Source organism: Proteus myxofaciens ATCC 19692, from assembly GCF_001654855.1.
Lineage (GTDB): Bacteria > Pseudomonadota > Gammaproteobacteria > Enterobacterales > Enterobacteriaceae > Proteus > Proteus myxofaciens.
Window position 1 is genome coordinate 42,043 of the sequence record NZ_LXEN01000097.1, and the last position, 13,124, is coordinate 55,166.

Sequence of the window (13,124 nt, forward strand, 5' to 3'; positions counted from 1 at the left end):
ATGTAATAAAACGATAGAGAGATTAATGTATTTAATCATTTGTTTCGGTTCTCTTTATACTCACTATTTGAGTTAATTTTTTATTTATATTTTATGATTATTAATCAATTAGTTATATCTGAAATAGGTAAATGCACTTAATTGCTGTTAACTTAAGAATAATCTAGAAACATTAATGTTGAATGAGAAATAAGTTGCTAAAAGACGCAGAGATCTACTAACTTTATATTATTAGGTTGAATGTTTTTCAAACAATTATATTGAATTCTGTATTTAAACGCCAAGCTAGGGAAAAATGAAAGATGTTATGTGGAATAATAAACATGATTAGTTATTAATATTTATTTATTAATATAAAGCTAAATGATGTGTATGTTTTATTCCTATAAAAATAACACTAATATAAACATAGAATTATGTGTATTTTCTCTTAAGAAAATAACTCAACATCAGATAAATATAAAAAATATTGTTATGAGGAAAGTGGCTATCTACTTTCCTCTCTTTCTTTCGAAGAATTTCAGCATTTCTTTTTTGTCATTTTATTTACTAAAAAACATTTTTTCTCTTGATTCTTACCTATAAATCGCAAGATAATCGTTTGCGTCAAATTTTCTCACTTGATCCACACATAAAAACAATCGTTTGCTTTTTAGTTCCCTTTATGAAGTTTTCTCATTAAGGTGTAGTTTAATTTATACGTAATCGTTTTCGTTTGGTGGAAGTGAATCGTTTTTTATGTTTGAGGAATGTAATGTCTGCTAATCAATCGACAACAACAGGTAAGCTTGATGGCTATTTTAGACTGACAGCACGAGGAACAACAGTTCGCAAAGAAATGATCGCAGGTTTAACGACATTTCTTGCTATGGTCTATTCAGTCATCGTTGTTCCTAGCATGTTAGGACAAGCGGGTTTTCCACATACAGCTGTTTTTATTGCAACCTGTCTCGTTGCGGGTTTTGGCTCTTTATTAATGGGATTATGGGCAAACCTTCCCATGGCGATTGGTTGCGCAATTTCATTAACTGCATTTACCGCATTTAGTCTAGTATTAGGACAAAATATTTCAGTCCCTGTCGCACTAGGTGCTGTATTTTTGATGGGATGTTTATTTACGTTTTTTTCGTTAACAGGCATTCGTACTTGGATATTAAAAAATATACCAATAGGTATTGCACATGGTGCTGGTATTGGTATTGGGCTGTTTTTACTTCTTATTGCGGCTAATAGTGTTGGCTTAGTGATTAAAAATCCAGTTGCTGGTTTGCCAGTTGCAATGGGAGAATTCACCTCATTTTCTGTCTTGATGTCTTTAGGCGGATTAGCTGCTATTTTTGGCTTAGAAAAACGTAAAGTGCCGGGTGGCGTACTGTTGGTTATTATCGCTATTTCTATTATAGGGCTTATTTTTGATCCTAATGTGAAATATCAGGGCTTCTTTAAAATGCCTGAGTTAGGTGAAGATGGGCTTGCGTTATTTATGGCCATGGATATCAAAGGCGCTTTACAACCCATTGTATTACCTAGTGTATTAGCGCTAGTTATGACAGCTATTTTTGATGCTACAGGGACAATTCGTGCTGTGGCAGGGCAAGCAAATTTACTTGATAAACGTGGTCAGATTATTAACGGTGGTAAAGCATTAACCTCAGATTCTGTGAGCAGTATTTTTGCAGGTGTAATTGGTGCAGCACCTGCAGCTGTTTATGTCGAATCTGCAGCAGGTACAGCTGCTGGTGGTAAAACAGGATTAACAGCGACTGTTGTGGGAATTTTATTCTTACTTATTCTTTTTTTATCACCTTTGTCTTATTTAGTTCCTGCTTATGCAACAGCTCCTGCATTAATGTATGTTGGCTTATTAATGCTAGGAAATGTGACTAAATTAGACTTTAGTGATTTTGTTGATGCTATGTCAGGTATGGTATGTGCTGTCTTTATTGTACTAACATGCAATATTGTTACAGGAATTATGTTGGGATTTGGTTGTTTAGTCATTGGGCGCATCTTTGCAGGAGAATGGCGTAAACTCAATATAGGAACTGTGCTTATCACTGTCGCGTTGGTGGCATTTTATGCCGGACACTGGGCTATTTGATTTGAATAATCCAATTTAAACACAAAAGGCGGAATATATTCTTATTCCGCCTTTTTGCTATTTATTTATCTAATTTTATTCGCTATTGTCGAAATTAAGACTAGTGATTAATTCTTTGGTAGAAGATATGCAAGAAATAAAAATACGCCATGGCGAACCCGAAGATGCACCTGCAATTCAACGGTTATATACCCATCCAGACTTATACATCTGTACATGCCAATTTCCTTACCCCTCAGTCACGCTATGGAAAAAAAGGCTAACTGAATTTGCAGAGCAAAATATTCCCCATTTTACTGCTACTCTTGATGATCAAATTGCAGGTCATTTATGTCTGATAATTGACAATCATCCTCGTCGACGTCATATCGTGAGTTTTGGTGTTGGCGTTGGTGCTGAATATTCAGGAAAAGGCGTTGGCAGAGCTTTGATAAATGTCGCAATAGATTATGCTTTCCAATGGTTAGCAGCCACACGTATAGAGCTTGAAGTCTATGCTGATAATGAGCGCGGAATACATCTCTATGAAAGCTTAGGGTTTGAAGTAGAAGGTGTTCGTCGAAAAGCGGCATTCAGAGACGGTAAATATTGTGATGTTGTGATGATGTCTCGTCTTAGAACTATTGAATAAAGAATGAGTTATAAAAAGTGAGAGCGATATTTTTTATTTCTAACTGAGTATCAATATGTTTAATAATTCATATTTTTATAAACAATGATATGGAAATAAAAATAGAAAGAAAATTGTATTCTTTTGATTATTTATGCCGTTAATGTTGATAAGCACTTTTTAAAGCGACATATATTCATCAGTGTGCGATTAATCTTAATTTTCAAAAGCCGCTCATTGATTTAAGTAGTTCTGATTAAAATATAAATAGTAAAAATGAAGAAAAGTCAGAGTCGTATCGATTTTGCTTTATTTTTAGTGGGTCTTTTTTTATTAAACAGAAAGGCGTTGAGTTTTTGCAGGATTGAATAGGCGTGTAAGGTAACATGGAAATTTTCTTTACGATTTTAATTTTAATTTTGGTGGTGTCTGTTTCGGGAGTTGTGACAAAAGTTATTCCTTTCCGTGTTCCGTTACCATTAATACAAATTGTGATAGGGGCTTTATTGGCATGGCCTCAATTTGGTTTACATGTCACGTTTGATCCTGAGCTATTCCTCGTTTTGCTCATTCCGCCTTTATTATTTGCTGATGGATGGAAAACGCCAACCCGTGAATTTATTCAAAATGGGCGAGAGATTTTTATTCTGGTACTTGTCTTAGTCATGGTTACTGTTGTCGGTATTGGCTATTTAATTTACTGGATAATGCCGAGTATTCCATTGATTTCAGCCTTTGCATTAGCCGCCGTATTATCACCAACAGATGCCGTTGCGCTTTCTTCTATTGTAGGAAAAGGGCGGATACCTAAAAGGATCATGGGTATTCTTGAAGGTGAAGCATTAATGAATGATGCTTCAGGTCTGGTTGCCTTAAAATTCGCCGTTGCTGTTGCTATGGGGACAATGGTCTTTACCGTTGGTGGTGCAACTCTTGAGTTCTTTAAAGTGGCAGTAGGGGGCTTACTTGCAGGGATTGGTGTAACGCTTATTTATAGTAAATCACTGCGACTAATGAGCCGTTGGAGTGGCGACGATCCGGCTACACAAATCGTCTTTATGTTGTTACTCCCCTTTGCTTCTTATCTCATTGCTGAGCATATAGGCTTTTCTGGCATATTAGCTGCTGTTGCGGCTGGTATGACGATTAGCAAATCAGGTGTTATCCGCAATGCACCTTTAGCTATGCGCTTACGTGCTGATAGTGTTTGGTCAATGTTAGAATTCGTGTTCAATGGTCTTGTTTTTATTATGTTAGGCCTACAATTACCTGTCATTTGGACGAGTTCTGTTATTCAAGCTGATCTTGACCCTGACGTTGAAGTATGGATGCTATTTGCGGCCGTTTTCGTTATCTATTTTGCATTATTGTTATTACGTTTTAGTTGGTTATGGCTGATGAAAAAAATGAGCCGCCTTTTAATGAAAAAACATCCACTAGATTTCGCAACCTATACAACGCGTGAACTATGGTTATCATCATTTGCTGGCGTTCGTGGTGCCATAACGCTTGCTGGTGCGCTTTCTATTCCTCTTTTCTTAACCGATGGCAGTACGTTCCCTGGTCGTTATCAAATTATTTTTATTGCAGCGGGTGTGATTTTATTATCTATCCTAATTGGGATTATCTCGTTACCTTTCTTATTAAAAGGTGTACAAGCAACAGATAAAGAAGCTGATGGTAATGAGGTTCGTTTTGCTAGAAAAGCAATGGCTGAAGTGGCGATTGTTAGCTTAGGTAAAATGGAAGAACGCTTAGCAGGAAGCACAGAAGAACAATTAGATGCAGAAGAAATTAATGAGGTTGCTTCTCGAGTTGCTGGCTATTTAAGACGCCGAACAGCAACACAAGACGAGATGATTCACAATATGTTAGAAGAAGATCTCGAAAGACGTTTTCGCTTAACGGCATTACGTGCAGAACGAGGTGAGCTTTACCATTTACGTGCAACTCGAAAAATCAGTAATGAAACCTTGCAATTATTACTTCATGAGCTGGATTTAATGGAAGCCTTACTTGTAGAGAAAGATAATTAATTATGTGGTTGCTTGTTATAACAACACTGCTGTGGGCTGCCTCTTTCAGCTTGATTGGCGAATATCTCGCCGGTCAGGTTGATAGTTGGCTTTCTGTTTTGATTCGAGTGTCTTTAGCTGCCCTTGTTTTTTTACCGTTTTTACGTTGGAAAGGAATCAAGCCTAAAGTTATTTTATTGTATATGGGCGTAGGGGCCTGTCAATTAGGTATTATGTACCTATTTGTTTTTCACGCTTATAACTATTTAACTGTAGCTGAATTTTTATTATTCACAGTGTTAACACCGCTTTATGTCACGCTAATTTATGATTTATTAGAGCGTCAGCGTTTACGTTGGGGCTATGTTTTTAGCTCATTATTAGCGGTATTGGGAGCTGCGATTATTCGCTATGACCATCTTAGTGATGACTTTTGGTATGGGTTATTATTGGTGCAACTCGCCAATATTTTCTTTGCTATTGGTCAAGTAGGCTATAAACGATTAATGGAAGTACACCCTTTACCCCAACATCATGCATTTTCTTGGTTCTATCTTGGAGCTTGCGTTGTTGCGATTTTAGGGTGGCTTTGCTTTGGTGATGTACAAAAAGTGCCAACCACCACATGGCAGTGGGGAGTTCTGCTATGGCTAGGTATTGGTGCCTCAGGTATAGGCTATTTTATGTGGAACTATGGTGCCACACAAGTTGATGCTGGAACCCTAGCCATTATGAATAACATGATGGTTCCAGCAGGACTATTAGTGAACTTTACTATTTGGCAACAGCATCCTGATTGGCCTAGTTTTATCATTGGCGCAAGCCTGATTGTTGGATCGCTTTGGATACATCGTCGCTGGATCCGCCGACCTGTTTCACAAAAGGAAGATGGTTAATTGCGTGTTGACCTGATAAACGAATAAATTCTCTGATAGCCGGTTGATGTTGCTCTCCTGTGCGGTTTGCAGCATATAATCGGCTCCACAATCCTTCTCCTAGTGTTTTTGTTACGACTAATCCTTGTTTTTCAAAATTATCAACAGCCCAATGCGGTAATGCGGCAATACCCATTCCTGCTGCCACCATTTGAATTAATAGCAAAGTATTATCAACATGTTTAAATTGAGGTGAAATTCCTGCAGGTTGTAGGAAATGACGCCAAACATCAAAACGCTCTCTTTGAACGGGGTAAATGAAAAGCGTCTCTGCAGTAAGATCTTGGGGTTGAATATGCAAACGATTAGCGAGAGGATGATCAGGCGATAAAATCAGCTTCACCTCATAGTCAAACAGAGGTGTATAGTTTAAACGGGTATCATCAAGAATATCTGATGTCAGTACGATATCTAATTCTCGTTGCAGTAGTGCAGGTTGTGGATCAAACGTGACACCAGAGTGAAAATCAACAGTAACATCAGGCCAAGTTTGTCTATATCGCTGAAGTGCAGGGGTTAGCCATTGAATACAGCTATGACATTCAATAGCGATATTAAGACTGGCACTGCCAGGTTCGTTACATTCTTCTATCGCTTTACGCATAATAGGAAGCACTTCTTCAGCAAGTCTGACTAACACTTCACCTTGTGGTGTAAAGCGCAGAGGTTGGCTTTTGCGCACAAAAAGGCGATATCCCAATCTATGCTCTAAATCACTAAATTGATGTGAAAGAGCCGATTGAGTTTGATGAAGTTGATTTGCCGCATTTGCTAAAGATCCTGATTGCTTAAGTGCAAGTATCGTTTTTAGATGTTTAATTTCTATCATGAGAAACCTTCACGTTGTTAATGAAAAATTTGCGCTTGTGATTTATACACTACCTGTAGATTATGGATGTGTAAACATCTAGACGGCTAAAAACAGGATTTTAATTATGACAATACGCAACCACACACTTGGATTCCCTCGTATCGGCTTAGATAGAGAGTTAAAAAAAGCACAAGAAAGTTATTGGGCAGGCAAAATTTCACAAGAAGAACTTATTGCTGTAGGTAAAGAATTACGTGCTCGTCATTGGCAACAACAATCTCAAGCAGGTGTTGAATTATTACCTGTTGGTGATTTTGCTTGGTATGACCAAGTATTAGGAACAAGCCTACTTCTTGGCAATGTGCCACCTCGTCATCGTAATGAAGATGGCACGCTTGATCTTGATACTTTATTTAGAGTCGCTCGTGGTCGTGCACCAACGGGTGAGCCTGCTGCTGCTTCTGAAATGACAAAATGGTTTAATACTAACTATCACTATATCGTGCCTGAATTTCAGCAAGGTCAGTCATTTACATTTGCGTGGAAAGAGCTGCTAGATGAAGTTGATGAAGCACTGGCTTTAGGCCATAACGTCAAACCTGTTTTACTTGGCCCAATTACCTATCTTTGGCTAGGTAAAGTAAAAGGACCTGAATTTGACAGACTTTCACTCTTAAAAGAGATCCTTCCTGTTTATCAGCAAGTACTCGCGGCCTTAAAAGAAAAAGGTATTGAGTGGGTACAAATTGATGAGCCTGCATTGGTTCTTGATTTACCAACGCAATGGCAAAATGCGTATCAAGAGGCTTATCAAGCGCTAGCAGGTCAAGTGAAGCTATTACTGACAACGTATTTTGATGGTATCTCCCATCATCTTGATATTATTAAAAAACTACCTATTGATGGCTTACACGTAGATATTTCAGCAGGTAAAGATAACTTGCAACATTTACACGAATCGCTACCTGAAAATTGGGTATTATCATTAGGTGCCATTAATGGTCGAAATGTTTGGAAAGCAGATTTAGCTGAACGTTATCAACAAGTTGTTGGTTTAAAAGGTAAACGCCCACTTTGGATTGGTACGTCATGCTCATTACTGCATAGTCCAATTGATTTAAATTCAGAAACTAAGCTTGATGATGAAGTGAAAAGCTGGTTTGCTTTTGCTATTCAAAAATGCGGTGAAGTTGCATTATTAGCAAAAGCACTAAATGCATCAGAAGGTGAATATGATGAGGAATTAGCACAGTATAGTGCACCTATTCGTCAACGTAAGCATTCATCTCGAGTGAATAATCCTCAAGTTGCTGCACGCTTAAAAGCAATTAGCGAACAAGATAGTGAAAGAAATTCACCTTACACTGCTCGAGCTAAAGTACAGCGTGAACGTTTTAATTTGCCATTATGGCCAACAACGACTATCGGTTCATTTCCACAAACAACTGAAATTCGTACTGTTCGTTTAGATTTCAAGAAAGGACGTATCGATACAGCCGCTTATCGCAAAAATATTAGCGAACATATTAAGCAAGCTATTAAAGAGCAAGAGCTTCTAGGATTAGATGTATTAGTTCATGGTGAAGCAGAGCGAAATGATATGGTGGAATACTTTGGTGAACATTTTGATGGTTATGTTTTCACTCAAAATGGCTGGGTACAAAGCTATGGTTCACGTTGTGTTAAACCACCAGTTATTATTGGTGATATCAGTCGCCCAGAAGCAATTACAGTAGATTGGGCTACTTATGCGCAAACATTAACTGAAAAACCAGTAAAAGGAATGTTAACAGGACCTGTGACAATACTCTGCTGGTCATTCCCAAGAGAAGATGTCACTCGTGAAACTATTGCAAAACAAATTGCCTTAGCGCTACGTGATGAAGTTGATGATTTACAAAAAGCAGGTATTGGCATTATTCAAATTGATGAACCTGCACTGCGTGAAGGATTACCATTACGTCGTGATGAGTGGAAAGCATATCTCGATTGGGCAGTTGATGCCTTTAAATTAAGTGCTGCAATTGCGGATGATGAGACACAAATTCATACCCATATGTGTTATTGCGAGTTTAATGACATCATGGATTCAATTGCTGCACTGGATGCTGATGTTATTACAATTGAAACTTCACGTTCAGATATGGAATTACTTGAGGCGTTTGAAGACTTTGAATATCCAAATGAAATTGGACCAGGTGTTTACGATATTCACTCGCCAAACGTACCTAATGTGGAATGGATTGTTGGTTTATTAAGAAAAGCACAATCACGTATTCCAGCAGAACGTCTTTGGGTTAATCCAGACTGCGGTCTAAAAACGCGTGGATGGCCTGAAACTCGCGCGGCATTAGCGAATATGGTTGAAGCTGCTAAATATTTACGTGAAAACGTATAATAAATATTTAAATTTAGTTTAACGAAATTAATAAGCCTGTTTGCAAAGTTATCTTCTGCATTCAGGCTTATTTTTTTCTGTAGTAAATGTATTTGTAGATAAAGTAAAACTAAGAATAAATCTTATTATTGATATTATTTTTAATTGTTATACTGCAAAAAATTCTTATTTTACGGATCTCTTTATTGTGCAAAATAGTATTAAACTTTCAGATAAAGTTTTAGACGCATTTCCCTCAAGACCTTTAAAATTAGTCCCATTAAGAGGGGATGGTGGGATATTTCGTACCTTATTTTTAGTTATTGCCATGCTGGTATTAACGGTATTTAGTGCATATCAAATTCCTAATATTATGTATGATTACAATATTAGTAAAAACGCAACATATGTAAATGCGAATATTGATGGCTCTTGTCGTACTAAGCTATTTGTTTTAACGAATTGTAGTGTTGATTTACGTTATCAAGGTAATACCGTTTCTCGTAACTTTACTTTTTTAAGTACTGGTGCGAAAGATATTGAAGTAGAGGCTATTGCTGATAAAACAGATTTAAATAAATTAACAGTAGATGTTGCGATAGATAATATTTGGCTTCGTTTTGCAAGTGCGATTGTTTTTATTGCTCTTTTTGGTTTCTGTACCGCTTTCTTTATTTATCGTCAAATATTAACGAGCAAAGTAAAGAAAGCATTATTGTCAGTAGGAACTAAACCACTTAAATTGGTGACAATTCCAGTAAAAACAGTTTCAACAAATAAAATGTTTATTGCGACGTATAAAATAAATCTTTCAGGTAAAGAGATAAGTGTTTCTTATTCAGGAAATAAAAAATCACCACCTATTGTTATTGAAAATAACGGTAAGACTTATTTATTAGCGGTGTATTCTCCAGAACAAAATATCCCATATGCTTTAGATTTACCATTAGGTCGAGTGCAAGCTACACTTGAAGAAATTGAACATTTCCATAATGCGCTAATTGAAGAAAAATTACTGTAATTAATTTAATAATGCGTTTTCTCACTATATTTAATCAGGAGGGGAAACGCATAAAATTAAGGAGAATTAATAAATAAAAAAATGAATATTACTCACCAAAAATTTTTGATTTTAAAATATTCATTCCCGCGCTCATTAAGTCTAAATCTTTAGGAATAACGCCGTCAGGTGTAACTTTATCAATTAATTTAGGTAAATATTGAGCTGCCATATCAGATGCTTCAGACTGACTCATATTTATTTTAGAAGCTAATTCACTGATGACTGAGGATGAAAACACTTGCTCAATTTGTTCCGCGCTTATCGGTAAATTTGCATTTGTTCCTATCCATGATTGAATAATCTCACTTAAGCCTGCGATATTAAACCGTTTGACTAGTCCTTCAATACCACCTTGAGATTCAACCCAATCGAGTACTGTTTTATATTGATTGATTTTTTCACCGCCAAGTAGGCTTGCTATCTGGTTAAATAAGCTCATTCTGACTCCTGTAATAACGCACATATAGCTATATATTAGATAACCTTTTAAAGGCGAGTAGTGTACGTGAAGTTAGGATATTCATCTATACTGTATTGGTGGTTTATTAAATCCAGTAAATAAGCGGAATTTTATAAATGACCCCTTCTTTAATATGTATCATTAAATTGTTTTATAACCATTATTGATAAATGAAAATAAGTCTATACACGCGTTTTTTAGGTATAATTAAATAGAGAAATCGCCACCAAATTGTGATGTGAATCACGTTTTTATGAAATTGTTACTTGTTTTGGTTCCTGTGAAGTGACGCATATCACTATAAGCAGTGAAAAAAACCGATAAAGTAAGTTTTAATTTAATTCCTTGTTTTTTCCCCATTGAGGAGTCTGCTATGTCTGATGTTTTTCACCTAGGTTTAACCAAAAATGACCTACAAGGTGCCACTTTAGCAATTGTTCCAGGTGATCCTAAGCGTGTTGAAAAAATTGCAAAATTAATGGATAACCCAGTTCATTTGGCTTCTTTACGTGAATACACCTCATGGCGTGGTGAGATTGATGGAAAAGCAGTTATTGTTTGCTCTACGGGTATTGGTGGTCCATCAACCTCAATCGCTGTAGAAGAATTAGCTCAGCTCGGTATTCGTACTTTCTTACGTATTGGTACAACTGGTGCTATTCAAGAGCACATCAATGTTGGTGATATTTTAGTTACCACTGCAGCGGTACGTTTAGATGGCGCTAGCTTACATTTCGCGCCAATGGAATTCCCTGCGGTTTCTGATTTTGAGTGTATGAATGCTCTGTATAAAGCCGCAAAAGATAATGGCTCAACTGTACATGTTGGTGTAACTGCATCTTCTGATACTTTCTACCCAGGTCAAGAACGTTATGACACTTACACGGGTCGTGTTACTCGTCGCTTTAAAGGTTCAATGAAAGAGTGGCAAGAAATGGGTGTAATGAACTATGAAATGGAATCTGCAACATTGCTGACAATGTGTGCAAGCCAAGGGTTACGTGCAGGTATGGTTGCTGGTGTTATTGTTAATCGTACTCAACAAGAAATCCCTGATGCAGAGCTACTAAAGAAAACTGAAAACAATGCGTTAGGTATTGTCATTGAAGCCGCTCGTGCATTAATGAAATAAGTTTATCTCACGTCATAATAACCCTTAATATCACAGTATTAAGGGTTTTTTTATAGAAATTTGTTAAGTTAATATGGCATGACAATAGAATAGTATTTCTGTTAAGGTCATAGCGTCTTAACCATACAACAATGAGAAAAATATTATGACTGAGATCCTATCTGCACATCCTTCTGTATTACCATTAAAAGGCGGAATTAATTTCCGTGATTTAGGTGGAAAAACACTGAATAATGGCGGGGTTATTAAGCCTGGAATGTTATTTCGGTCAGGATCACTTGATAGGCTAACCGATAACGATCAATCCCTTCTTATCGATATTAATTTATTTCAGATAATTGATTATCGTGATGATAGTGAAATTATAACTAAGCCCGACCGCATTTGGGATGGAGCACATTATCACCATGCGCCAGCTAATCCGTTATCGAAAGAAGTTTCTGCTGATCTTGAGAATTTATCCCCAGAATTGCTTGAACAATTTGATGCGAAAGCATTTATGTTCAAACTATATGAACAGCTACCAATTAATAACTCAGCCTATAAACAATTAGCGACTTTATTACAGCAACCTGAAAAGGGTGGAGTTGTACAACATTGTGCTGTGGGTAAAGATAGAACAGGTGTTGGCTCTGCATTAGTACTATTTGCTTTAGGCGCATCATTTGATGTCGTCATGGAAGACTATCTTTTAACTAATGAAACATTGGCACCTTATCGCGCTTATCTCCTTGAAGAACTTGCAAAAACGCTTAATGAAAATCTTGTTGAAAAGTTCGCGTATGTTTATTCAGTACAAGAAGATTTCTTAAATACAGCAATTACAAGCATTAACCAGCATTATGGCAATATTGATACATGGTTAGAAAAAGATATTGGTTTAGATAGAATAACCAGAGATAAATTACAAAATTATTTTCTAGAATAGTGAAGTGATTTATATTCGGTTAATTAAATTAGCTTATTTTACTTAAGATAACCGAATACAAGGTCTCTATTGTGACAGTTCAAGATATTCTTCATACCATTACGCTCTTTGTTAAAGAGCATGAAATGTGGGCTATTCCCATTGTGTTTTTTCTCGCGTTTGGTGAATCGCTCGCATTTATTTCATTACTCTTACCTGCAACCGTTATTTTATTGGGTTTAGGTGCGTTAATTGGAGAGAGTGGACTTTCTTTTTGGCCAATCTGGTTGGCAGCCACTTTAGGTGCTTTCTTTGGTGACTGGCTCTCTTATTGGATTGGTTTCCATTATAAGGATGGCGTTAAAAACTTATGGCCTATCTCACGTTCTCCTCAAGTATTAGTAAGAGGGCATCACTTTTTTAATCGTTGGGGAGTTTGGGGGGTATTTATTGGTCGTTTCTTTGGACCATTTCGTGCAATCGTACCTTTAGTTGCCGGTATTTGTGCCATGCCTCAACGCTATTTTCAAATGACAAATATCACTTCTGCGATGATTTGGGCTTTTGGTGTTTTGGCTCCAGGCGCTTTTGGTTTGCAATGGCTTGCTAAATGGATGGGATAACTGCGCACTTTCTCGCAAATATGAGTATGATACAAATTGTCGCTAGACAATAGTACCTATGCGATTTAACTTAACTCGCAATAAAGCAAA

At 36.8% G+C, this 13,124-nt stretch carries 11 protein-coding genes; 9 read left to right on the top strand and 2 right to left on the bottom strand.

Features of this window, described 5'->3' with window-relative positions; genetic code table 11:
* Positions 1–754: 754 nt before the first annotated feature.
* The 4 genes from M983_RS10280 to M983_RS10295 all read left to right on the top strand — a co-directional run bounded on the left by M983_RS10280 (position 755) and on the right by M983_RS10295 (position 5,622).
* A complete protein-coding gene (locus tag M983_RS10280; protein ID WP_066750040.1) occupies positions 755–2,101 on the top strand; it encodes an NCS2 family permease in 1,347 nt (448 codons plus the stop codon).
* A gap of 127 nt (positions 2,102–2,228) precedes the next feature.
* Positions 2,229–2,732 (top strand): GNAT family N-acetyltransferase, encoded by a 504-nt coding sequence (locus M983_RS10285; RefSeq protein ID WP_066750042.1) that lies wholly within the window; start codon positions 2,229–2,231, stop codon positions 2,730–2,732.
* A gap of 365 nt (positions 2,733–3,097) precedes the next feature.
* Positions 3,098–4,747, top strand: coding sequence for a Na+/H+ antiporter (locus M983_RS10290; protein WP_066750044.1), 1,650 nt, complete (start codon positions 3,098–3,100; stop codon positions 4,745–4,747).
* Positions 4,748–4,749: 2 nt separating this feature from the next.
* Positions 4,750–5,622, top strand: a complete 873-nt coding sequence (locus M983_RS10295; RefSeq protein WP_066750046.1) for a carboxylate/amino acid/amine transporter — start codon at positions 4,750–4,752, stop codon at positions 5,620–5,622.
* Here the strand turns inward: M983_RS10295 and metR are convergent.
* Positions 5,537–6,490: an HTH-type transcriptional regulator MetR gene (gene metR / locus M983_RS10300; RefSeq protein ID WP_066750049.1), complete on the bottom strand. Its 954-nt coding sequence runs from the start codon at positions 6,488–6,490 to the stop codon at positions 5,537–5,539. The two genes, M983_RS10295 and metR, sit on opposite strands and share 86 nt — an antisense overlap.
* A gap of 106 nt (positions 6,491–6,596) precedes the next feature.
* On the opposite strand from metR, the gene metE reads away from it, so the two are divergent.
* Both metE and M983_RS10310 read left to right on the top strand, forming a co-directional pair.
* Positions 6,597–8,870 carry a 5-methyltetrahydropteroyltriglutamate--homocysteine S-methyltransferase gene (gene metE, locus M983_RS10305; RefSeq protein ID WP_066750051.1) on the top strand — a complete coding sequence of 758 codons (2,274 nt, stop codon included), beginning with the start codon at positions 6,597–6,599 and terminating at the stop codon, positions 8,868–8,870.
* 187 nt (positions 8,871–9,057) lie between these two features.
* Positions 9,058–9,870 (top strand): hypothetical protein, encoded by an 813-nt coding sequence (locus M983_RS10310; RefSeq protein WP_066750053.1) that lies wholly within the window; start codon positions 9,058–9,060, stop codon positions 9,868–9,870.
* 88 nt (positions 9,871–9,958) lie between these two features.
* On the opposite strand, the gene M983_RS10315 is transcribed toward M983_RS10310, so the two are convergent.
* A complete protein-coding gene (locus M983_RS10315; protein ID WP_066750056.1) occupies positions 9,959–10,351 on the bottom strand; it encodes a YidB family protein in 393 nt (130 codons plus the stop codon).
* 394 nt (positions 10,352–10,745) lie between these two features.
* Between M983_RS10315 and udp the strand changes: the two genes are divergently transcribed.
* The 3 genes from udp to M983_RS10330 all read left to right on the top strand — a co-directional run bounded on the left by udp (position 10,746) and on the right by M983_RS10330 (position 13,034).
* Positions 10,746–11,504, top strand: coding sequence for a uridine phosphorylase (gene udp / locus M983_RS10320; RefSeq protein WP_066750062.1), 759 nt, complete (start codon positions 10,746–10,748; stop codon positions 11,502–11,504).
* A 145-nt stretch (positions 11,505–11,649) separates the two neighbouring features.
* Entirely contained in the window at positions 11,650–12,432 is a 783-nt protein-coding gene (locus tag M983_RS10325) for a tyrosine-protein phosphatase (RefSeq protein ID WP_066750069.1), read from the top strand.
* A 125-nt stretch (positions 12,433–12,557) separates the two neighbouring features.
* Entirely contained in the window at positions 12,558–13,034 is a 477-nt protein-coding gene (locus M983_RS10330; RefSeq protein ID WP_425415194.1) for a DedA family protein, read from the top strand.
* Positions 13,035–13,124: the final 90 nt, after the last annotated feature.

Bases quoted from the DNA above. Each gene is read 5' to 3' on its own strand.
- M983_RS10330 (WP_425415194.1), top strand. From the start codon at position 12,558: ATGTGGGCTATTCCCATTGTGTTTTTTCTCGCGTTTGGTGAATCGCTC.
- M983_RS10290 (WP_066750044.1), top strand. From the start codon at position 3,098: ATGGAAATTTTCTTTACGATTTTAATTTTAATTTTGGTGGTGTCTGTT.
- M983_RS10295 (WP_066750046.1), top strand. From the start codon at position 4,750: ATGTGGTTGCTTGTTATAACAACACTGCTGTGGGCTGCCTCTTTCAGC.
- metE (WP_066750051.1), top strand. From the start codon at position 6,597: ATGACAATACGCAACCACACACTTGGATTCCCTCGTATCGGCTTAGAT.
- M983_RS10325 (WP_066750069.1), top strand. From the start codon at position 11,650: ATGACTGAGATCCTATCTGCACATCCTTCTGTATTACCATTAAAAGGC.
- udp (WP_066750062.1), top strand. From the start codon at position 10,746: ATGTCTGATGTTTTTCACCTAGGTTTAACCAAAAATGACCTACAAGGT.
- M983_RS10285 (WP_066750042.1), top strand. From the start codon at position 2,229: ATGCAAGAAATAAAAATACGCCATGGCGAACCCGAAGATGCACCTGCA.
- M983_RS10315 (WP_066750056.1), bottom strand. From the start codon at position 10,351: ATGAGCTTATTTAACCAGATAGCAAGCCTACTTGGCGGTGAAAAAATC.
- M983_RS10280 (WP_066750040.1), top strand. From the start codon at position 755: ATGTCTGCTAATCAATCGACAACAACAGGTAAGCTTGATGGCTATTTT.
- metR (WP_066750049.1), bottom strand. From the start codon at position 6,490: ATGATAGAAATTAAACATCTAAAAACGATACTTGCACTTAAGCAATCA.